Origin of the sequence: Enterobacter cloacae complex sp. CDL013 (assembly GCF_049238805.1) — a bacterium.
Lineage (GTDB): Bacteria > Pseudomonadota > Gammaproteobacteria > Enterobacterales > Enterobacteriaceae > Enterobacter > Enterobacter hormaechei_C.
Map to the genome: position 1 here is coordinate 94677 of NZ_JBMKGT010000005.1, position 20553 is coordinate 115229.

Below are 20553 nucleotides of genomic sequence, written 5' to 3' on the forward strand. Positions count from 1 at the left end.
ATTAACAGCGAAAATGTGGACTAGATGGTCAAAATCATTGCACAGAAAACAGGCACTCATGCGCGCTGAGGGTGCAGAAGGTCGTGGCGAGACGGGGGTTTTGCTATGCTGAGCGCAGGACAGAAAATGGAGAGCGAAAATGACACAAGGCGCAGTGAAAACACCCGGAAAACGTTCGCAGGCGGTGAGCGCCAAGAAACAGGCGATCCTCAGCGCTGCGCTGGAGACATTTTCGCAGTTTGGTATTCACGGTACGCGCCTTGAGCAGGTGGCGGAGCAGGCCGGGGTGTCCAAGACCAATCTGCTCTACTACTACCCGTCGAAAGAGGCGCTGTATGTGGCGGTGATGCAGCAAATCCTCGATATCTGGCTGGCACCTCTCAAGGCGTTTCGCGAAGAGCTGGCCCCGCTGGTGGCGATAGAGGAGTACATAAGGCTGAAGCTGGAGGTATCGCGTGATTACCCGCAGGCATCCAGGCTGTTCTGTCTGGAGATGTTGCAGGGCGCGCCGCTGTTGCAGGCGGAGCTGACGGGAGATCTAAAGCAGCTGGTGGACGATAAATCGGCCATTATTGCCGGATGGGTCGCCAGCGGAAAACTGGCGCCCGTCGATCCGCATCATCTGATCTTCATGATTTGGGCCTCAACCCAGCACTACGCTGACTTCGCGGCCCAGGTCGAGGCGGTGACCGGTAAAACGCTCCAGGACGAGGTGTTTTTCCAGAGCACCCTCGAAAACGTACAGCGGATGATTATCGAAGGGATCCGCGTGCGTTAATTGCCCGGTGGGAGAGGGCAGCTTAGGTCGCCCTCTTCACACTGCATCAGCGTGGCCAGAAACGCTTCGCGCTCTGCGGTTTTCTCCGCCAGACACTGGTTCACAATCATTGGCTGAACGCTCCCGCCTTCCGTACCCGAACCGATAAACGCACAGTCTGCGTCGCGCAGGCCGATCCACGCCTGCTGCGCCTTTTTCAGCAGGTCGCGCTGAGGGGCTGCCGCGCGTTTGATGGCGGCCTGGTACGTCTGGTTGAGCTTTTTATCCGCAGCCTGGTACTGCTCTGCCGCACAGGCACTGAGTTCTGTCTGGGTGGTCGCTTTGTCGCACTCGTCGGCCAGCGCGCCGGCGCTGAGCAGCAGTGCTGCGCCTGCGATAAGATATCGTTTCATACACTCCCCAATAAAATAAGGCTCCGTCTCCGGAGCCTTATTAGCACAGCGTTAGCCGATTGTCATCAGGCTGGCGTTACCCCCCGCCGCCGCGGTGTTGACGCTGAGCGAGCGCTCAACGTACAGACGCTCCAGCAGCAGGTTGGTTTCCCCGCGCGCAAAGCCCTGCACGGAAACGATGGCACCGCTGCGGGCCGCAACCTGCTCGCACAGTTCGCGCAGCTGGTCGGAATCACCGTGGTAGATCACCGCGTCAAACGGCTGGGTCAGCAGGGCATCGGCCTTCGCAAAGCGAATGCGGGCCGAAACCGCTTTTGGCAGCTGTTTGGCGAGGTCACGATGCAGAGCATCTTCCGGCCACAGCACCTCACAGCCCGTTGCCGTTGCGGCTGCCAGCTGCACCAGCGCATCCTGCTCGTTATCCGCCACGCACAGCACACGCTCGCGCGGCATCAGCGTCCAGGTGTTGCGCTCACCGGTTGGACCCGGCAGCAGACGCTGTGTTCCCGCCTGCGCCAGCTCGCCGTACTGCTGTGCAATCGCATGCAGCTCGGGACGATTTTCAGCCCACTTAATCAGCGCGTCCAGCGGTTGGGTCAGCACGGCTTTCACCTGCGCATCCACCGGATATTCCGCGTCCTGACGCGCCAGCGTCACGCCCAGCGCATTTTCCGGACGGTTTGCCAGCAGACGGTACAGATAGAGCGGACCGCCCGCTTTCGGGCCGGTGCCGGAGAGACCTTCACCGCCAAACGGCTGCACGCCCACGACCGCGCCAACCATGTTGCGGTTGACGTACAGGTTGCCAACTTTAGCATTGCCGGTCACCTGGGCAATGGTTTCGTCGATACGGGTATGCACGCCAAGCGTCAGGCCGTAACCCGAGGCATTGATCTGATCGATCAGCTCGTTGAGGTTGTTACGGTTGTAGCGCACCACGTGCAGTACCGGGCCGAAGACCTCTTTTTTCAGCTCGTCGAAGCTTGCCAGCTCAATCAGCGTTGGCGGCACGAAGGTGCCGGTCTGCCACTCGCGGGCATCTTCGCTGTTCTCGCGCACCGCCTGGAACACCGGACGGCCTTTTGTACGCATGGTCTGAATGTGGTTTTCAATGTTGGCTTTGGCTTCCGCGTCGATCACCGGCCCGATGTCGGTAGTGAGACGGCCCGGGTTGCCCATGCGGCATTCCGCCATCGCACCGCGCAGCATCTTCAGCGTGTGGTCAGCCACGTCATCCTGTAAGCACAGTACGCGCAGGGCGGAACAGCGTTGGCCCGCGCTGTCGAAGGCAGAGGCCAGCACGTCAACGACGACCTGCTCGGTGAGTGCGGAGGAGTCCACGATCATGGCGTTCATGCCGCCGGTTTCAGCGATCAGCGGGGTAGGACGGCCCTGCGCATCCAGACGGGTGGCGATGTTGCGTTGTAGCAGGGAGGCCACTTCGGTAGAACCGGTAAACATCACGCCGCGTACGCGGTTATCGGAGGTCAGTTTGGCCCCGACCGTTTCACCGCGCCCTGGCAGCAGCTGCACCACGCCCGCCGGTACGCCCGCTTCCAGCAGAATGTTAATGCCCTGGGCGGCAATCAGCGGGGTCTGCTCTGCCGGTTTTGCCAGCACGCTGTTGCCTGCGGCAAGGGCCGCGGCAATCTGGCCGGTGAAGATCGCCAGCGGGAAGTTCCACGGGCTGATACACACCACCGGGCCGAGCGGACGGTGGGTTTCGTTGTCGAAATCATCGCGCACCTGACCGGCGTAGTAGTGCAGGAAGTCGACCGCCTCGCGCACTTCGGCGATGGCGTTGCTGAAGGTTTTACCCGCTTCACGCACCAGAATGCCGATAAGCTGCTGCATCTGATCTTCCATCAGAACCGCCGCGCGTTCCAGAATGGCGGCACGCTCCTGCGGCGGGGTGGCAAACCAGATTGGCGCGTTGTTCACCGCGCTCTCCAGGGCCTGCTCCACTTCCGTTTCCGTGGCTTCGCGCACGTAGCCGACGATATCCTTCGGCTCTGCCGGGTTGATCACCGGCTGCATTTCACCGTCCTCAACGGACTGCTCAAGGATCGGCCTGGCCTGCCACTTCTGCAATGCGCTGTTTAGCAGGGCAGAAGAGAGCGACGCCAGACGGTGTTCGTTGGCGAGATCCAGACCCGCCGAGTTGACGCGACCTGCACCATACAGCTCGCGCGGCAGGGCAATCTTCGGATGCGGCAGACCAATCTGGCCTTCCTGCGCCGCCATCTTCTCAACGGCCTGTACCGGATCGGCCACCAGTTCGTCCAGCGGCAGGGTGGTATCGGCGATGCGGTTAACGAAGGAGGTGTTCGCCCCGTTCTCCAGCAGACGACGCACCAGGTAGGCCAGCAGGGTTTCGTGGGTACCTACCGGGGCATAGATTCGGCACGGACGGTTCAGCTTGCCGTCGGCCACTTTACCGGTCACCTGCTCGTACAGCGGTTCGCCCATGCCGTGCAGGCACTGGAACTCGTACTGGCCCGGATAGTAGTTCTGACCCGCCAGGCTGTAGATCGCCGCCAGGGTGTGGGCGTTGTGGGTGGCGAACTGAGGATAAATCAGGTTCGGCACGCCGAGCAGTTTTTTCGCGCAGGCGAGGTAAGAGACGTCGGTATAGACCTTGCGGGTATAGACCGGATAACCTTCCAGACCTTCCATCTGGGCGCGTTTGATTTCGCTGTCCCAGTAGGCGCCCTTCACCAGACGGATCATCAGGCGGCGACGGCTGCGGCTGGCCAGGTCAATCAGGTAGTCAATGACGAACGGACAGCGTTTCTGGTAGGCCTGGATAACGAAACCAATCCCGTTCCAGCCCGCCAGCTCCGGCTCGAAGCACAGTTTTTCCAGCAGGTCGAGGGAGATCTCCAGACGGTCCGCCTCTTCGGCGTCGATGTTGATGCCGATGTCATACTGGCGCGCCAGCAGGGTCAGGGACTTCAGGCGCGGGTAGAGTTCTTCCATCACCCGGTCGTACTGCGCACGGCTGTAGCGCGGGTGCAGGGCGGAAAGCTTGATAGAGATGCCCGGACCTTCATAAATACCGCGACCGTTGGACGCTTTACCGATGGCGTGGATCGCCTGCTGGTAAGAGACCATGTAGGCCTGCGCGTCGGCGGCGGTCAGCGCCGCTTCACCCAGCATGTCGTAGGAGTAGCGGAAGCCTTTGTCTTCCAGCTTGCGGGCGTTCGCCAGCGCTTCGGCAATGGTTTCCCCGGTGACGAACTGCTCGCCCATCAGGCGCATCGCCATGTCCACGCCCTTGCGGATCAGCGGCTCGCCGCTCTTGCCGATGATGCGGTTCAGGGAGCGCGACAGGTTGGCTTCGTTATGGGTGGAGACCAGCTTGCCGGTAAACAGCAGGCCCCAGGTGGCGGCGTTAACGAACAGCGACGGACTGCGGCCAATGTGGGAGTGCCAGTTGCCGTTGCTGATTTTGTCGCGGATCAGGGCATCGCGGGTGGCTTTATCCGGAATACGCAGCAGCGCTTCCGCCAGACACATCAGCGCCACGCCTTCCTGCGAGGAGAGGGAGAACTCCTGCAACAGACCCTGCACCATACCGGCGCGTCCGCTGGCGGTTTTCTGATTACGCAGCTTGTCGGCGAGCTGATACGCCAGGCTGTGCGCCTGAGCGGCAACGGCTTCCGGCAGGCGCGCCTGCTCCAGCAGCATCGGCACGGCGTCGGTTTCGGCACGGCGGTAGGCGCCGGTAATGGCGGCGCGGCTGACGGACTGCGGCAGGATCTGCTCGGCAAATTCGAGGAACGGCTGGTGGTTCTCCTCAACGGCCGTCGCGGCTTCTTCGCTTTCGTTCGCTGCGCCCACCAGCAGGGCAGGCAGCTCCGGCAGACCTTCTTCACTCTCCAGTCTTTCCAGATAGTTAAAAATCGCCTGCTTGATTAACCAGTGCGGTGTGCGGTCGATGCGGGTCGCAGCGGTTTTAATCCGTTCGCGGGTAGCGTCATCCAGCTTAACCCCCATGGTGGTCATCCCCATGCCAAAACTCCTGTTGTTCTGTAATAGCGTTCTGTTGATAGCGTGAAATATCCACCATGTTGCAACTTTGTGCAACCGTGTTAAATGTGACCTGGTCTGCAAGCTGGAAAATGAATGGATTGTTAACGATTAGTTAGCTGTGAAAAAGAACGTGCGGCCGTTTCTGAGCCCAGTTTTTATGCGGTGCTTAACACTTTTTAAAGGTGCAACCCGTAAAAGCGTGAGCGAGTGCAACCTATAGGAAAGACGTATAAAACCAGTGATGAAATTCATGTAAATGCAGTGTTAAATCGTTTGTCAGTGGGATGCGTATACGGCAGGATAGCGCGCCCAACGGAAACACATACACACATCACTACGTTCCGGTGATGACATAACAAGGCAACCCGGACGGTTGTCGCTCGACATTTTGGAGAATTTGAATGGCTATTAGCACACCGATGCTGGTGACATTTCTCGTTTATATTTTTGGCATGATCCTGATAGGGTTTTTGGCATGGCGTTCCACTAAAAACTTTGACGACTACATCCTCGGCGGGCGCAGCTTAGGCCCGATGGTCACCGCACTCTCTGCGGGCGCTTCCGACATGAGCGGCTGGCTGCTGATGGGGCTGCCGGGCGCGATTTTCATCTCCGGTATCTCCGAAAGCTGGATCGCCATCGGCCTGACCGTCGGCGCGTGGATCAACTGGAAGCTGGTGGCAGGCCGTCTGCGCGTGCATACCGAAGCCAACAACAACGCCCTGACGCTGCCGGACTACTTCACCGGACGCTTTGAAGATAACAGCCGTATCCTGCGCATTATCTCTGCGGTGGTGATCCTGCTGTTCTTCACCATCTACTGTGCTTCCGGCATCGTGGCGGGCGCGCGTCTGTTCGAAAGTACCTTCGGCATGAGCTATGAAACCGCCCTGTGGGCCGGTGCGGCCGCGACCATCCTCTATACCTTCGTGGGCGGATTCCTGGCGGTAAGCTGGACCGACACCGTGCAGGCGAGCCTGATGATCTTCGCCCTGATCCTGACTCCGGTGATTGTCATTTTCACCGTCGGCGGCTTTGGCGAATCGCTGGAAGTGATCAAGCAGAAGAGCATCGAAAACGTCGATATGCTGAAAGGGCTGAACTTCGTGGCCATCGTCTCCTTGATGGGCTGGGGCCTGGGCTACTTCGGTCAGCCGCACATTCTGGCGCGCTTTATGGCGGCGGATTCTCACCATACCATCGTTCACGCGCGTCGCATCAGCATGACGTGGATGATCCTGTGTCTGGCGGGCGCGTGCGCGGTTGGCTTCTTCGGCATTGCGTACTTTAACAACAACCCGGCGCAGGCGGGCGCGGTGAACCAGAACGCCGAGCGCGTGTTCATCGAGCTGGCGCAGATCCTGTTCAACCCGTGGATTGCCGGTATTCTGCTCTCCGCGATCCTGGCGGCGGTGATGTCCACCCTGAGCTGTCAGCTGCTGGTGTGCTCCAGCGCCATCACCGAAGACCTCTACAAAGCGTTCCTGCGTAAGGGCGCGAGCCAGAAAGAGCTGGTGTGGGTAGGGCGTTTTATGGTGCTGCTGGTTGCGCTGGTGGCGATTGCGCTGGCAGCAAACCCGGAAAACCGCGTGCTGGGGCTGGTGAGCTACGCGTGGGCGGGCTTCGGTGCCGCGTTTGGGCCGGTAGTCCTGTTCTCCGTCATGTGGTCACGCATGACCCGCAACGGCGCGCTGGCGGGGATGATTATCGGTGCGGTGACCGTTATCGTCTGGAAACAGTTCGCCTGGCTGGGCCTGTACGAAATCATTCCTGGCTTCATCTTCGGCAGCATCGGTATCGTGGTCTTCAGCCTGCTGGGTAAAGCACCGTCTGCCTCCATGCAGAAACGCTTTGCGGAAGCCGACGCGCACTACCACACTGCGCCGCCGACTAAGCTTCAGGCTGAGTAATCTCCCCTCACCCCAACCCTCTCCCCGGTGGGGAGAGGGGATAGTCCTTTCACCTATGTGAGTCTTCATCAATGAGAATTAAAACAGGGTTAATGGTGGCAGCATTCGTGATGCTGGCGGGCTGTAACGCACCCGCGCAGCACGTGCCGGTGGAAACCTGCAAAGCGGATAACCAGATGCAGCAGACCACGCTCTATTTTGGCTTGAATCGCCCGGCAGGGGCGCAGATTACCGGCAGCGAGTGGCAGCAGTTTGTTGACCAGGACGTGACGCCGCGTTTTCGCGATGGCTTAACGGTGTTTGATGCCCGTGGTCAGTGGCTGGGTAACGACGGCAAGGTGGCGCGCGAGCCGAGCAAGGCGCTGATGCTGATCCACGGGAAAGATGCGCAGAGTGAGAAGAATATTGAAGCGTTGCGCGGGATCTATAAGTCACGCTTCGCGCAGGAGTCGGTGATGCGGGTTGACCAGCCGGTGTGCGTGCAGTTTTAATGAAAAACGGCGGGAAATCCCGCCGTTGTAGTATCGTAGGCCCGTGCAAGCGAAGCGCCGCCGGGCATTAACCGCACAAAACTTACAACACCAACCCCGCAAAGCTCGCCGAAAGCAGGCTCACCAGCGTCGCGCCGTACACCAGACGCAAACCAAACCGCGACACCACGTTGCCCTGCTGCTCGTTCAGACCTTTTATTGCCCCCGCCACAATGCCAATGGAAGCGAAGTTAGCGAACGACACCAGGAACACGGACAAAATACCCAGCCCGCGAGGTGACATTTGATGGGCAATTTTTTGCAGCTCGATCATCGCCACAAATTCATTCGCCACCAGTTTAGTTGCCATAATGCTCCCCGCGTTTAAGGCATCGCTCAACGGAATACCAATAAGCCACGCCAGCGGATAAAACACATAACCCAGAATCTGCTGGAAGCTCATGCCAAATATGCTGGAGAAGAGGGCGTTAACGGCGCTAATAAGGGCGATAAAACCAATCAGCATCGCCAGAATAATCATTGCCACCTTAAAACCGGCCAGAATATACTCGCCCAGCATTTCAAAGAAGCTCTGGGATTCGTGCAGTTTTTCCAGCTTGATATCCGGCTCCGCTTCCGGGCGGGTCGGGTTAATGACCGAAAGAATAATAAAGGTGCTGAACATGTTCAGGATCAGCGCCGCGACGACAAATTTGGCGTCGAGCATGGTCATATAGGCCCCGACAATCGACAGCGACACCGTCGACATAGCCGTGGCAGCCATCGTAAACAGACGACGTGAGGAGAGATCCCCGAGTACGCCCTTGTAGGCAATAAAGTTTTCCGACTGACCGAGGATCAGCGAGCTCACCGCGTTGAAGGATTCCAGCTTGCCCATGCCGTTCAGTTTTGACAGCAGCGTCCCGATCACCCGAATAAAGATCGGCAGAATGCGCCAGTGCTGAAGAATACCGATCAACGCTGAGATAAAAATAATGGGGCAGAGCACGCCAAGGAAAATAAACGCCAGCCCTTTTTCACCCATCCCGCCAAAGACAAAATTCGTCCCTTCGGCAGCGAATTTAAGCAGCGACTCAAAGAAACCGGAGACGTATTTAATAATAAACAGACCGCTTTCTGCATGCAGGAAAAAGAACGCCAGCGCAATTTCAATCACGATCAGCTGTAAAACGAAACGAATACGAACTTTTCGGCGGTCGAAACTCACCAGCCAGGCAAGCGCAAGAATAATCACCAGCGCCAGCAGGAAATGGACAATTTTAAACATGGTTTATTTTCAGTTGGTTTTCGAGGTGGACATTTAGCCACAGCCCCGGTTAACCGTAAATGGGCATTTTCGTTATACCTTATAAACGCAACGGTTACTCAGGCAATTATTACTGCGCAATGCGTTTACATCTGGTCATCAAAACGCAACACATTTCGCTTGTTTTTCTTGTTGCCGTAATGATAATCACTATCACAAGAATTTACCTTTCTTTGCATCAGTTGACCGCGATAAACATTTAAGGTGTCGGCATGTTTGTTCCTTTTCTCATTATGTTACGTGAAGGCCTTGAAGCGGCCCTGATTGTTAGCCTTATCGCCAGTTATCTGAAGCGTACCCAGCGCGGACGCTGGATTGGCGTGATGTGGGTTGGCGTTTTCCTTGCCGCGGCGCTCTGCCTGGGGCTGGGTATTCTTATCAACGAAACCACCGGTGAATTTCCGCAGAAAGAGCAGGAGCTGTTTGAAGGCATTGTTGCCGTAATAGCGGTGGTGATCCTCACCTGGATGGTGTTCTGGATGCGCAAAGTTTCCCGTAACGTGAAGGTACAGCTTGAGCAGGCGGTGGATAACGCCCTGCAAAAAGGCAACCACCACGGCTGGGCGCTGATCATGATGGTCTTTTTCGCCGTGGCGCGTGAAGGCCTGGAGTCCGTGTTCTTCCTGCTCGCGGCTTTTCAGCAGGACGTGGGCATCTGGCCGCCGCTGGGCGCGATGCTCGGGCTGGCCACGGCGGTTGTGCTTGGCTTCCTGCTCTACTGGGGCGGCATTCGTCTTAACCTGGGCGCGTTCTTCAAGTGGACCAGCCTGTTTATTCTGCTGGTGGCCGCGGGACTGGCGGCAGGGGCGATCCGCGCCTTCCACGAAGCGGGCCTGTGGAACCACTTCCAGGACGTGGCGTTCGATCTCAGCAACGTCCTGTCGACCCATTCACTGACCGGTACCCTGCTCGAAGGGATCTTCGGCTACCAGGAAACGCCGAGCGTCAGCGAAGTGGCGATGTACTTTATCTATCTGGTTCCGGCGCTGATCCTGTTCGCTATGCCGCCACGTACCGGCTCGCAGACGTCGCGCGTTGCGCCGTAAGTGCTGTTTTAGTTACAACATACTTTTAAAGGGAAGAGTCATGGCCATTCAGTTCCGTCGTAGTGCGTTATGCGCAGGCATCGCCGCGCTGTTCGTGTCTGCCTTCGCCGCTCAGGCAGCAGATATTCCGCAGGTCAAAGTCACCGTCAACGATAAACAGTGTGAGCCGATGACCATCACGGTTAACAGCGGTAAAACCCAGTTTATTATTCAGAACCACAGCCAGAAGGCGCTGGAGTGGGAAATCCTGAAAGGCGTGATGGTGGTGGAAGAGCGCGAGAATATCGCGCCGGGCTTCAGCCAGAAGATGACCGCAAATCTTCAGCCCGGGGAATATGACATGACCTGCGGCCTGCTGACTAACCCGAAAGGTAAGCTGATCGTCAAAGGCGCAGCGACGGCGGACGCGGCCAAAGGCACGGCGCTGCTGAGTCTCGGCGACGCTATTACCGCCTATAAAGCCTACGTCACCAAAGAGACGGCGGACCTGGTGGCAGGCACCAAAGCCTTTACCGACGCGGTGAAAGCGGGCGATATCGAAAAAGCGAAATCCCTGTATGCGCCTACACGTCAGCACTACGAGCGCATCGAGCCGATTGCCGAGCTGTTCTCTAACCTCGATGGCAGCATTGACGCCCGTGAAGACGACTACGAGCAGAAGGCCGCCGATCCGAAATTCACCGGCTTCCACCGTCTGGAAAAAGCCCTGTTTGGCGATAACTCCACCAGGGGGATGGAGAAATACGCCGAGCAGCTCAACAGCGACGTGCTGGAGCTGCAAAAACGCATCAGCGAGCTGGCATTCCCACCGTCGAAAGTGGTGGGTGGCGCAGCGGGTCTGATTGAAGAAGTAGCCGCCAGCAAAATCAGCGGTGAAGAAGATCGTTACAGCCACACCGACCTGTGGGACTTCCAGGCAAACGTCGACGGCGCACAGAAAATTGTCGATCTGCTGCGGCCACAGTTGCAAAAAGAGAACGGCGAACTGCTGGCGAAAGTGGATGCCAATTTTAAGAAAGTTGACGCTATCCTGGCGAAATACCGCACCAAAGACGGGTTCGAAACCTACGACAAGCTGACCGATGCTGATCGTAACGCGCTGAAAGGCCCGATTACGACGCTGGCGGAAGATCTCTCCCTGCTGCGTGGCGTATTGGGTCTGGATTAAGCGATGAACGAGCATGACGAGTACGACGTGGCGGAACCTTCCCGACGTCGGTTGTTAAAAGGGGTAGGGGCGCTGGGCGGCGCGTTTGCCCTGGCGGGCGGCTGTCCGGTGGCGCATGCGGCAAAACCGCAAAGCGCCCCCGGCACGCTCTCCCCGGACGCGCGTATGGAAACGCAGCCGTTTTATGGTGAGCACCAGGCGGGGATCCTGACGCCGCAGCAGGCCTCGATGATGCTGGTGGCTTTCGATTCGCTGGCGAGTGATAAGGCCGACCTTGAGCGTCTGTTCAGGCTATTAACCACGCGCATTGCCTTCCTCACCGCCGGAGGTCCGGCACCGGAAACACCGAATCCGCGCCTGCCGCCGATGGATTCCGGGATCCTCGGGGCGTTTATCGCTCCCGATAATCTGACCATCACCGTGTCGGTGGGGGAATCACTATTTGATGATCGCTACGGTCTGGCGAAGCAGAAGCCGAAAGCGCTGCAAAAAATGACGCGATTCCCGAATGATTCTCTCGACGCGGCGCTGTGCCACGGCGATCTGCTGTTGCAGATCTGCGCTAATACCCAGGATACGGTGATCCACGCCCTGCGCGATATTATCAAGCACACCCCGGATCTGCTGAGCGTGCGCTGGAAGCGGGAAGGTTTTATCTCTGACCACGCCGCGCGCAGTAAAGGGAAAGAGACGCCGGTCAACCTGCTGGGCTTCAAAGACGGTACCGCCAACCCGGACAGCAGCAATACCGCGTTGATGAACAAGGTGGTCTGGGTTACGGCGGATCAGGGCGAACCGGCCTGGGCGGTGGGCGGCAGCTATCAGGCGGTGCGTATCATTCAGTTTCACGTGGAGTTCTGGGACCGCACGCCGCTGAAAGAGCAGCAGACTATCTTCGGCCGCGATAAGCAAACCGGCGCACCGCTCGGCATGAAGCTCGAGCACGATGAACCCGACTACGCCCGCGATCCGAACGGGGATGTCATCGCGCTGGACAGCCATATTCGCCTCGCCAATCCTCGCACCAAAGAGACGCAATCCAGCCTGATGATGCGCAGGGGTTACAGCTACTCGCTGGGGGTGACCAACTCCGGGCAGCTTGATATGGGACTGCTGTTTGTCTGCTATCAGCACGATCTGGAGAAGGGATTCCTCACCGTGCAGAAGCGGCTCAACGGCGAAGCGCTGGAAGAGTACATTAAGCCCATCGGCGGCGGCTATTTCTTTGCCCTGCCCGGCGCGCGTGACGCGAACGCCTGGCTCGCTCAGGGTCTCATAGAAGCCTGATAATCGTCCCTGCGACAGTTCGCGGGGACATTATTTTTTTCCCAGACTATCTTATTGTTATATTTCTGTAATATTTCTATATAAGACTGATTTTCCATGTAGGGCAGTCCGAAAAGTTGCATTCAGGTAAAACAAATGTTGCATTTATGATAATTCCTGATGTACTTAAGAGAAGACAGCGGTAGTTCCCGGCAGTGATGTTAACTCACTATGGAGATCGCGAATGGTTGCGTCCTGTACTGGACAAGGTAAACACATCAACCGCAGTACCCGGCGCGGAGGCTCAGACTCCGGCAGCGATTTCTTCACCACCAAATTCTCTCCTTCACCTCAACAACCTTTTTCTACCGACGTGCATAACGGTGCGCGTAGCCGTTGTATATCGTCATCCGGTAATGCAAGCAATGGCTTACAAGGAAGCCAACCCTCTGATGTTCGTGCGCATAATCGTGCCGATGCTGGCGCGTGTGATGAATACCAACAACTCAAGGTGCTATCCATGGGAAGACAGAAAGCAGTGATCAAAGCTCGTCGCGAAGCAAAACGTGTGCTGAGACGGGATTCACGTAGTCATAAACAGCGTGAAGAAGAATCGGTCACCTCGCTTGTGCAGATGAGCGGCGTAGAATCCATTGGCATGGCGCGGGACAGCCGCGATGCATCGCCAATTGTGGCGCGAAATGAAGCTCAGGCGCACTACCTGAATGCTATCGAGAGTAAACAGCTCATCTTTGCAACCGGGGAAGCCGGATGCGGGAAAACCTGGATCAGCGCCGCCAAAGCGGCGGAGGCGCTGATTCATAAGGACGTGGAAAGGATCATCGTTACCCGTCCGGTACTGCAAGCGGATGAAGATCTGGGCTTCCTGCCCGGCGATATTTCCGAGAAGTTTGCCCCGTACTTCAGGCCCGTCTATGACGTGCTGGTGAAGCGGTTGGGCGCTTCTTTTATGCAGTACTGCCTGCGACCAGAGATTGGCAAGGTGGAAATCGCGCCGTTCGCCTATATGCGCGGACGTACATTTGAAAATGCGGTCGTTATTCTTGACGAGGCTCAGAACGTGACCGCTGCGCAAATGAAGATGTTTTTAACGCGCCTCGGGGAGAACGTGACGGTGATCGTCAACGGCGATATTACCCAGTGTGACCTGCCGTCGGGCGTGAAGTCCGGCCTGAGCGATGCCATGTCACGTTTTGAGGAAGATGAGATGATAGGGGTGGTCCGCTTCACAAAAGAGGACTGCGTCCGCTCGGCGCTCTGCCAGCGCACGCTACAAGCGTATTATTGAATATGCTGTTGTGTTCAAGGCCCGGGAAACCGGGCTTTGTTTTTTGTGCATTTTATCCCCTCTTCCCTGGGGAGAGGGTTAGGGTGAGGGGCTCAGGCCGCACCGAGCTGCATATAGCACCGGGGGGGATTGACTCGCTGCGCTCGCCCTGCGGGCAGCCTGTTCGCTACGTTCTCAGTCTGTCCAACTGGCTGCGCCAGTTGTCGAACCCCGGTCGGGGGTTCTCATTCCCCCCAAAGGCGTACAACATGCGAAAAAAAAGCCCGCATTTTCATGCGAGCTCTTCTTCAAATATGGCGGTGAGGGGGGGATTGACTCGCTGCGCTCGCCCTGCGGGCAGCCTGTTCGCTACGCTCTCAGTCTGTCCAACTGGCTGCGCCAGTTGTCGAACCCCGGTCGGGGGCTCTCATTCCCCCCAAAGGCGTACAACATGCGAAAAAAAAGCCCGTATTTTCATGCGAGCTCTTCTTCAAATATGGCGGTGAGGGGGGGATTCGAACCCCCGATACGTTGCCGTATACACACTTTCCAGGCGTGCTCCTTCAGCCACTCGGACACCTCACCATATTGTTTTGCTGCCTGACCGCTTGGGGGGCAACGGGGCGCTACTATAGGGAGTTGCGCTAAAACGGTCAAGCAGATTTTCAGCATTCGTGCTTGTTCGGTTAAGCCTTAATCAGCTTATGTCGCAGCGCGCAGGGTTAACGCTGCGAATCGAGCACTTCGCTATTTTTCACCACGTCCTGCGCTTTGCTGTAACTTTCGATCAGCAGCTGGTAGGCCGGGAAGATGTGTGTGTACACCTCTGCCCATTCACCCGCATCTTCACGGTTCCACGTGCGCTGAATTTCGGAAGCAACAGCAGCCGTGTCCATCGGCACCACGCCTGCCTGCACCACGCGCGCCAGGGTGATCTCCTGCGCCATTTTGCTGTAGGTGCCGGAGGCATCAATCACCGCAAACACTTTATATCCGTCCGCCACCGCGCTGATGGACGGGAAGGCCATGCAGACGCTGGTGATCGTCCCCGCGATAATCAGCGTTTTGCGCCCGGTGGCTTTCACCGCCGCCACGAACTCCGGGTTATCCCAGGCGTTGATCTCACCCTTGCGTGCGACATACTGTGCGTGCGGCGCGTTGGCGTGGATCTCCGGGATAAGCGGGCCGTTTGGTCCCTGTGGAACCGACGCCGTGGTGATCACCGGGATCTTCGCCAGCGAGGCGATTTTTGCCAGCGCCGCTGCACGGGCGCGCAGCTCAGGCATTGGCATGTCTCCAACGGTCTGGAAAAGCCCGCTCTGGTGATCGATAAGCAGCATAACGGCATCGTTTACGTCAATAACGGGACGTGCACCGTTGAAGTTTGCAGGGGTAGACATAATGCGCTCCTTATTACGTTTAGATTTGGCCAAAGCGGCCGGAGTTGAAATCGCGAATAGCCTCGGCGATTTCGGTTTTACTGTTCATCACAAACGGGCCATAGCCCACGATGGGTTCATTCAGCGGCTCCCCGGCCATCAGCAGCACTTTGGCATCGCTGCTGGCTTCGAGATGCAGTTTGTCACCGCTCTGGCTCAGCACGACCAGTTGCGCCTCACCGGCAGGCGTGGTGCCGTTCACCGTCACGCTGCCTTCAACGACAACCAGCGCCGTGCTCCAGCCTTCGGGCTGATTAAGCGTCAGGTGGCTACCCTGATGCAGCGCGAGATCCCACACGTTCAGCGGTGAGAAGGTATGCGCCGGGCCGGTTACCTCTCCAAAGCGGCCAGCAATCACGCGCAATGTTCCGCTGTTATCCGGCAGGGTGACCACCGGGATATCCGCCTGAGTGATGCTCTGGTAGCCAGGCGTCGCCATTTTGTCTTTGGCGGGCAGGTTGACCCACAGCTGCATCATTTTCAGTTCACCGCCTTTCTGCGAAAACGCGCTGGAGTGGAACTCCTCGTGCAAAATGCCTGCGCCCGCCGTCATCCACTGCACGTCACCTGGACCAATAACGCCGCCTCTGCCGGTTGAATCACGGTGCTCCACTTCGCCTGAGTAGACGATGGTCACCGTTTCAAAACCGCGATGAGGATGCTCGCCCACGCCGCGTTTCGCGCCATCCGCCGGGAAGGTATGCGGTCCGGCGTAGTCCAGCAGCAGGAACGGGCTCAGGGGCTCGCCATGCGTCTGGTAAGAAAACATCGAACGAACCGGAAAACCGTCACCGACCCAGTGCGGACGAGGTGCGGTATACACGCCTGTTACGTTTTTCATGATTAACTCCTGATGTCCTGTTGATGGAATTAGCTTATATTCAGGGTTAATATCCCGGTAGATAGCAAAAATGACATTCACTGTTCCTTAAATGGAACAATGGAGGCGTATGCAGGACCTCAATGATTTCGTATGGTTTGTGAAGGTGGTGGAGCATGGCGGCTTTGCAGCGGCGGGTCGGGCGCTCGATCAGCCTAAGTCGAAACTGAGCCGTCGGATTGCGCAGCTGGAGGAACGCCTGGGTGTTCGGTTGATACAACGTACCACGCGGCAGTTTGCGGTGACGGAGGTGGGGCAGACATTCTATCAGCACTGTAAAGCTATGCTGGTGGAGGCTGAAGCTGCGGAGGAGGCGGTGGCTGCTTTACAGGCTGAGCCGCGTGGTATGGTCCGGATCACCTGTCCTGTCACCTTGCTGCACGTTCACGTGGGGCCCATGCTGGCGCGGTTTATGGCGCGCTATCCGGGGATCAACCTTCAGCTCGAAGCCACCAACCGCCGGGTCGATCTGGTGGCGGAGGGGGTGGATGTGGCGATCCGCGTTCGTCCGCGCCCGTTTGATGACAGCGATCTGGTATTAAGGGTGCTGGCGGACAGGGGACACTGTCTGGTTGCCGGGCCGGCACTGATTGAACGGATGGGCAACCCGGCGATGCCCTCTGAACTCAGCGAGTGGCCGGGGTTAAGTATGGGGGCGGGCAAGCACCTGCATAAGTGGGAATTGAACGGTCCGGAGGGCGCAAAGGCAGAAATTCACTTCACGCCGCGCCTGGTGACTACCGACATGCTGGCGCTGCGGGAGGCAGCGATGGCGGGCGTGGGCGTGGTACAGCTGCCCATTTTGATGGTGAAGGATCAGCTGGCTTCAGGTGAACTTGTTCGGGTGCTGAATGCCTGGGAACCCAGACGGGAAGTGATCCATGCGGTGTATCCTTCCCGGCGCGGCCTGCTGCCATCGGTCAGGACGCTGGTGGATTTTCTCACCGAAGAGTATGCAAAGATGGTTGAAGACTAGCTTTTTGTAGGTCGGGTAAGCGTAGCGCCACCCGACACAATTACCGCAGGGGCTGCAAAGTTCGAATCCCCCACAGGCGTGCAACATGTGAAAAAAAAGCCCGCATTTTCATGCGAGCTCTTTTTCAAATATGGCGGTGAGGGGGGGATTGACTCGCTTCGCTCGCCCTTCGGGCAGCCTGTTCGCTACGCTCTCAGTCTGTCCAACTGGCTGTCGCCAGTTGCCGAACCCCGGTCGGGGGGTCTCATCCCCCCTTACGAGAATATAAAAGAAAAAAGCCCGTACTTTCGTACGAGCTCTCATCATGAATATGGCGGTGAGGGGGGGATTCGAACCCCCGATACGTTGCCGTATACACACTTTCCAGGCGTGCTCCTTCAGCCACTCGGACACCTCACCATATTGTCATCCCGTTGTTGTCGGGACGGGCGCTAATGTAAGTAAAAGCCGTACTGCCGTCAACCCACTTTTTCAGTAATTTAGCGTGTTTAGACAAACTTCAGGCAACCTGATTCCGAAATGTGCGAAATGCGCCTCTTTTATCAGCAACGCGGTTTAGCGATAAATTTGTTATGCTGGCAAGCCAGTTGAAAATGAAAATAAAACAGTGCAATAAAAGGCAATGACTATGGATATTATCTTCTATCACCCCACTTTTGATACGGCTTACTGGATTAATGCGCTTACGGCGGCACTGCCTGGCTCACGCGTTCGCGAATGGAAACAGGGCGATAATGAACATGCCGACTACGCGCTGGTCTGGCATCCCCCGGTCGAAATGCTTCAGGGACGCCGTTTGAAGGCGGTATTTGCTCTTGGTGCGGGGGTGGATTCCATTCTCAGTAAGCTGAAGGCACACCCTGAAATGCTGCCGGAAGATATTCCCCTGTTTCGTCTGGAAGATACCGGTATGGGGCAGCAGATGCAGGAATATGCCGTGAGCCAGGTGCTGCACTGGTTCCGCCGTTTCGACGATTATCAGGCGTTTAAACAGCAATCCCACTGGGAACCGCTTCCGGATTATCAGCGTGAAGATTTCACCATCGGCATCCTCGGCGCGGGTGTACTGGGTTCGAAAGTCGCCGAAGCGCTCGCACCGTGGGGCTTCCCACTGCGCTGCTGGAGCCGGAGCCGTAAGGAGTATCCGGGCGTCGAGAGCTTTGCCGGAACGGACGAACTCCCGGCGTTCCTGAAAGGGACTCGCGTCCTCATTAACCTGCTGCCGAATACGGCGGAAACGGTCGGCATTATCAATGGCACGCTCCTCAACCAGTTGGCAGAAGACAGCTACTTAATGAACCTGGCGCGCGGGGTACACGTTGTGGAAGACGATCTGCTGAAAGCGCTGGATAGCGGTAAACTGAAAGGCGCAATGCTGGATGTGTATAGCCGCGAACCGCTGCCAAAAGACAGCCCGCTCTGGGCACATCCGCGCGTGGCGATGACGCCCCATATTGCGGCCGTGACGCGACCGGCGGAGGCCGTGGCGTACATCTCGCATACCATCAGCGAAATAGAGAAGGGTAACGCGGTGACCGGACAGGTCGACAGACAGCGAGGCTACTGAGAGAAACCCGGCGTTCGCCGGGTTTTTGCTAATATTCGCCGCTGATAACTGCTATCCTTTGGAAAAACCGCAGAGGAGAGAAAGATGTATCCCGTTGACCTGCATATGCACACCGTCGCCAGTACCCACGCTTACAGTAACCTCCATGATTATATCGCTCAGGCGAAGCTGAAAGGCATCAAACTGTTTGCGATAACCGATCACGGTCCGGATATGGCGGATGCGCCGCACTACTGGCATTTTGTGAATATGCGTATCTGGCCACGCCTGGTGGACGGTATTGGGATACTGCGCGGCATCGAAGCGAACATCAAAAATACCGACGGTGGAATTGACTGCACCGGCCCGATGCTGACCTCTTTAGATCTGATCCTCGCTGGCTTCCATGAGCCGGTCTTTGCGCCCCAGGATAAAGAGACCAACACCGCAGCGATGATTGCCACTATTGCAAGCGGCAACGTGCACATTATCAGCCACCCGGGAAATCCGAAATACCCGATTGATATTCAGGCCGTGGCGCAGGCGGCAGCGAAGCACCGCGTGGCGCTGGAGATTAACAACTCCTCCTTTGTTCACTCGCGTAAGGGCAGTGAAGCCAACTGCCGCGAAGTGGCGGCGGCCGTGCGTGACGCGGGCGGCATGGTGGCGCTGGGCTCTGATTCACACACGGCCTTCACGCTGGGGGATTTCAGCGAGTGCCTGAAAATATTGCGGGACGTGAATTTCCCGGAAGAACAGATCCTGAACGTCACGCCGCGTCGTATGCTCGACTTCCTTGAGTCGCGCGGCATGGCGCCGATTGATGAATTTGCCGATCTTTAATTAATAACGGAATAAAAACATGAATGAGTTTTCCATCCTTTGCCGCGTGCTGGGCACCTTATATTACCGCCAGCCGCAGGATCCGCTGCTGGTTCCGCTGTTTACCCTGATTCGTGAAGGTAAACTGGCGCAGAGCTGGCCGCTGGAACAGGATGAATTGCTGGAACGTTTGCAAAAAAGCTGCGATATGCAGCAGATTTCAACGGATTACAACGCGCTGTTTGTGGGGGAAGAGTGTCGCGTGTCGCCGTATCGTTCTGCCTGGCAGGAAGGTGCGACCGAAGCGGAGGTTCGGGCGTTTCTTTCAGAACGCGGCATGCCGCTGACGGATATGCCTGCCGATCATATCGGTACCCTGCTGCTGGCGGCCTCCTGGATTGAAGATAATGCAGGTGATGATGAGAACGAGGCGATTGAAACCCTGTTCGAAACGTATCTGCTGCCGTGGGTTGGCACCTTCCTGGGTAAAGTGGAAGCCCACGCTACCTCGCCATTCTGGAGAACGCTGGCTCCGCTGACGCGTGACGCTATCGCTGCTATGTGGGACGAGCTGGAAGAAGAGAACAAAGAGTGACTTGAATCACAAAAATCCTGCAACGATACATTTCAACTTGCACGTAATGTGCTTCTGATCTCATTTCTAAGGTGCGCATCTGCTAAGATGCGCACCATGAACATATTACTTTGTATTGCAATCACGACTGGCATCCTCTCCGGCCTTTGGGGTTGGGTGGCTGTCTCTCTCGGCTTGTTGAGCTGGGCTGGTTTTCTTGGCTGCACGGCCTATTTCGCCTGCCCGCAGGGTGGTCTCAAAGGGCTCTTTATTTCAGGCTGCACGTTACTGAGTGGCGTGGTCTGGGCGCTGGTCATTATGAAAGGCAGCGCGCTGGCGCCGCATGTGGAAATCCTGGGGTACGCCATGACCGGCATTGTGGCCTTCCTGATGTGCGTTCAGGCAAAACATCTGCTGTTGTCCTTTGTGCCCGGCACATTCATGGGTGCCTGCGCGACCTTTGCAGGGCAGGGGGACTGGAAGCTGGTGGTCCCTTCGCTCATGCTGGGGTTACTGTTTGGCTACGCCATGAAGAACAGCGGCCTCTGGCTTGCGGCCCGACGCGAGAAGAGCCAGAGCGTTCCTGCGGTAAGTAAATAAAAAAAGGCGAGACGGAATTCTCGCCTTTTTTATGCG

General features: G+C 57.3%; 17 protein-coding genes, 2 tRNA genes and 1 other RNA gene. 12 read left to right on the top strand and 8 right to left on the bottom strand.

Features of this window, described 5'->3' with window-relative positions; all coding sequences use genetic code 11:
- Positions 1 to 139: 139 nt before the first annotated feature.
- Entirely contained in the window at positions 140 to 778 is a 639-nt protein-coding gene (gene rutR / locus ACOTXD_RS11050) for an HTH-type transcriptional regulator RutR (RefSeq protein ID WP_061856362.1), read from the top strand.
- Here rutR and ACOTXD_RS11055 read toward each other — a convergent pair.
- Positions 775 to 1170, bottom strand: a complete 396-nt coding sequence (locus ACOTXD_RS11055) for a lysozyme inhibitor LprI family protein (RefSeq protein WP_032608981.1) — start codon at positions 1168 to 1170, stop codon at positions 775 to 777. The genes rutR and ACOTXD_RS11055 overlap by 4 nt on opposite strands.
- A gap of 51 nt (positions 1171 to 1221) precedes the next feature.
- Positions 1222 to 5184, bottom strand: coding sequence for a trifunctional transcriptional regulator/proline dehydrogenase/L-glutamate gamma-semialdehyde dehydrogenase (gene putA / locus ACOTXD_RS11060; protein ID WP_421766411.1), 3963 nt, complete (start codon positions 5182 to 5184; stop codon positions 1222 to 1224).
- Between the two features lie 422 nt (positions 5185 to 5606).
- Between putA and putP the strand changes: the two genes are divergently transcribed.
- A complete protein-coding gene (putP, locus tag ACOTXD_RS11065) occupies positions 5607 to 7115 on the top strand; it encodes a sodium/proline symporter PutP (protein WP_003858085.1) in 1509 nt (502 codons plus the stop codon).
- A 71-nt stretch (positions 7116 to 7186) separates the two neighbouring features.
- A complete protein-coding gene (locus ACOTXD_RS11070) occupies positions 7187 to 7606 on the top strand; it encodes a DUF3574 domain-containing protein (protein ID WP_023315789.1) in 420 nt (139 codons plus the stop codon).
- A gap of 82 nt (positions 7607 to 7688) precedes the next feature.
- On the opposite strand, the gene ACOTXD_RS11075 is transcribed toward ACOTXD_RS11070, so the two are convergent.
- On the bottom strand, positions 7689 to 8873 hold the full coding sequence (locus ACOTXD_RS11075) for a NupC/NupG family nucleoside CNT transporter (RefSeq protein WP_023315790.1): 1185 nt from the start codon (positions 8871 to 8873) through the stop codon (positions 7689 to 7691).
- 251 nt (positions 8874 to 9124) lie between these two features.
- On the opposite strand from ACOTXD_RS11075, the gene efeU reads away from it, so the two are divergent.
- The 4 genes from efeU (at position 9125) to phoH (ending at position 13701) form a co-directional block, all read left to right on the top strand.
- Positions 9125 to 9958, top strand: coding sequence for an iron uptake transporter permease EfeU (efeU, locus tag ACOTXD_RS11080; protein WP_003858080.1), 834 nt, complete (start codon positions 9125 to 9127; stop codon positions 9956 to 9958).
- A gap of 40 nt (positions 9959 to 9998) precedes the next feature.
- Positions 9999 to 11126 (top strand): iron uptake system protein EfeO, encoded by a 1128-nt coding sequence (gene efeO / locus ACOTXD_RS11085; RefSeq protein ID WP_061856364.1) that lies wholly within the window; start codon positions 9999 to 10001, stop codon positions 11124 to 11126.
- A gap of 3 nt (positions 11127 to 11129) precedes the next feature.
- Positions 11130 to 12413, top strand: a complete 1284-nt coding sequence (efeB, locus tag ACOTXD_RS11090) for an iron uptake transporter deferrochelatase/peroxidase subunit (RefSeq protein ID WP_003858074.1) — start codon at positions 11130 to 11132, stop codon at positions 12411 to 12413.
- A gap of 499 nt (positions 12414 to 12912) precedes the next feature.
- Complete coding sequence (gene phoH / locus ACOTXD_RS11095) at positions 12913 to 13701, top strand: phosphate starvation-inducible protein PhoH (RefSeq protein WP_003858070.1); 789 nt, start codon at positions 12913 to 12915, stop codon at positions 13699 to 13701.
- 476 nt (positions 13702 to 14177) lie between these two features.
- On the opposite strand, the gene ACOTXD_RS11100 is transcribed toward phoH, so the two are convergent.
- The 3 genes from ACOTXD_RS11100 to ACOTXD_RS11110 all read right to left on the bottom strand — a co-directional run bounded on the left by ACOTXD_RS11100 (position 14178) and on the right by ACOTXD_RS11110 (position 15960).
- Positions 14178 to 14265: transfer RNA gene (locus tag ACOTXD_RS11100), tRNA-Ser, on the bottom strand.
- Between the two features lie 137 nt (positions 14266 to 14402).
- Complete coding sequence (locus tag ACOTXD_RS11105) at positions 14403 to 15080, bottom strand: isochorismatase family protein (RefSeq protein WP_003858068.1); 678 nt, start codon at positions 15078 to 15080, stop codon at positions 14403 to 14405.
- 19 nt (positions 15081 to 15099) lie between these two features.
- Positions 15100 to 15960, bottom strand: a complete 861-nt coding sequence (locus ACOTXD_RS11110; protein WP_003858066.1) for a pirin family protein — start codon at positions 15958 to 15960, stop codon at positions 15100 to 15102.
- Between the two features lie 109 nt (positions 15961 to 16069).
- Here ACOTXD_RS11110 and ACOTXD_RS11115 point away from each other — a divergent pair, with 109 nt between their 5' ends.
- Positions 16070 to 16975 carry a LysR family transcriptional regulator gene (locus ACOTXD_RS11115; protein ID WP_023324439.1) on the top strand — a complete coding sequence of 302 codons (906 nt, stop codon included), beginning with the start codon at positions 16070 to 16072 and terminating at the stop codon, positions 16973 to 16975.
- Between the two features lie 131 nt (positions 16976 to 17106).
- On the opposite strand, the gene ACOTXD_RS11120 is transcribed toward ACOTXD_RS11115, so the two are convergent.
- Both ACOTXD_RS11120 and ACOTXD_RS11125 read right to left on the bottom strand, forming a co-directional pair.
- Positions 17107 to 17244: non-coding RNA, RtT sRNA (locus ACOTXD_RS11120), on the bottom strand.
- A gap of 42 nt (positions 17245 to 17286) precedes the next feature.
- A tRNA-Ser gene (locus tag ACOTXD_RS11125) sits at positions 17287 to 17374 on the bottom strand.
- 229 nt (positions 17375 to 17603) lie between these two features.
- Here ACOTXD_RS11125 and ghrA point away from each other — a divergent pair.
- The 4 genes from ghrA to ACOTXD_RS11145 all read left to right on the top strand — a co-directional run bounded on the left by ghrA (position 17604) and on the right by ACOTXD_RS11145 (position 20517).
- On the top strand, positions 17604 to 18542 hold the full coding sequence (gene ghrA / locus ACOTXD_RS11130) for a glyoxylate/hydroxypyruvate reductase GhrA (RefSeq protein WP_003858063.1): 939 nt from the start codon (positions 17604 to 17606) through the stop codon (positions 18540 to 18542).
- Between the two features lie 84 nt (positions 18543 to 18626).
- Complete coding sequence (locus ACOTXD_RS11135; RefSeq protein ID WP_061856366.1) at positions 18627 to 19364, top strand: phosphatase; 738 nt, start codon at positions 18627 to 18629, stop codon at positions 19362 to 19364.
- Between the two features lie 19 nt (positions 19365 to 19383).
- Positions 19384 to 19938, top strand: a complete 555-nt coding sequence (locus ACOTXD_RS11140) for a TorD/DmsD family molecular chaperone (RefSeq protein ID WP_061856367.1) — start codon at positions 19384 to 19386, stop codon at positions 19936 to 19938.
- Between the two features lie 96 nt (positions 19939 to 20034).
- Positions 20035 to 20517: a DUF1097 domain-containing protein gene (locus tag ACOTXD_RS11145; protein WP_072201885.1), complete on the top strand. Its 483-nt coding sequence runs from the start codon at positions 20035 to 20037 to the stop codon at positions 20515 to 20517.
- Positions 20518 to 20553: the final 36 nt, after the last annotated feature.

Coding starts and splice junctions, on each gene's coding strand:
- rutR (WP_061856362.1), top strand. CDS start 140: ATGACACAAGGCGCAGTGAAAACACCCGGAAAACGTTCGCAGGCGGTG.
- ACOTXD_RS11055 (WP_032608981.1), bottom strand. CDS start 1,170: ATGAAACGATATCTTATCGCAGGCGCAGCACTGCTGCTCAGCGCCGGC.
- putA (WP_421766411.1), bottom strand. CDS start 5,184: ATGGGGATGACCACCATGGGGGTTAAGCTGGATGACGCTACCCGCGAA.
- putP (WP_003858085.1), top strand. CDS start 5,607: ATGGCTATTAGCACACCGATGCTGGTGACATTTCTCGTTTATATTTTT.
- ACOTXD_RS11070 (WP_023315789.1), top strand. CDS start 7,187: ATGAGAATTAAAACAGGGTTAATGGTGGCAGCATTCGTGATGCTGGCG.
- ACOTXD_RS11075 (WP_023315790.1), bottom strand. CDS start 8,873: ATGTTTAAAATTGTCCATTTCCTGCTGGCGCTGGTGATTATTCTTGCG.
- efeU (WP_003858080.1), top strand. CDS start 9,125: ATGTTTGTTCCTTTTCTCATTATGTTACGTGAAGGCCTTGAAGCGGCC.
- efeO (WP_061856364.1), top strand. CDS start 9,999: ATGGCCATTCAGTTCCGTCGTAGTGCGTTATGCGCAGGCATCGCCGCG.
- efeB (WP_003858074.1), top strand. CDS start 11,130: ATGAACGAGCATGACGAGTACGACGTGGCGGAACCTTCCCGACGTCGG.
- phoH (WP_003858070.1), top strand. CDS start 12,913: ATGGGAAGACAGAAAGCAGTGATCAAAGCTCGTCGCGAAGCAAAACGT.
- ACOTXD_RS11105 (WP_003858068.1), bottom strand. CDS start 15,080: ATGTCTACCCCTGCAAACTTCAACGGTGCACGTCCCGTTATTGACGTA.
- ACOTXD_RS11110 (WP_003858066.1), bottom strand. CDS start 15,960: ATGAAAAACGTAACAGGCGTGTATACCGCACCTCGTCCGCACTGGGTC.
- ACOTXD_RS11115 (WP_023324439.1), top strand. CDS start 16,070: ATGCAGGACCTCAATGATTTCGTATGGTTTGTGAAGGTGGTGGAGCAT.
- ghrA (WP_003858063.1), top strand. CDS start 17,604: ATGGATATTATCTTCTATCACCCCACTTTTGATACGGCTTACTGGATT.
- ACOTXD_RS11135 (WP_061856366.1), top strand. CDS start 18,627: ATGTATCCCGTTGACCTGCATATGCACACCGTCGCCAGTACCCACGCT.
- ACOTXD_RS11140 (WP_061856367.1), top strand. CDS start 19,384: ATGAATGAGTTTTCCATCCTTTGCCGCGTGCTGGGCACCTTATATTAC.
- ACOTXD_RS11145 (WP_072201885.1), top strand. CDS start 20,035: ATGAACATATTACTTTGTATTGCAATCACGACTGGCATCCTCTCCGGC.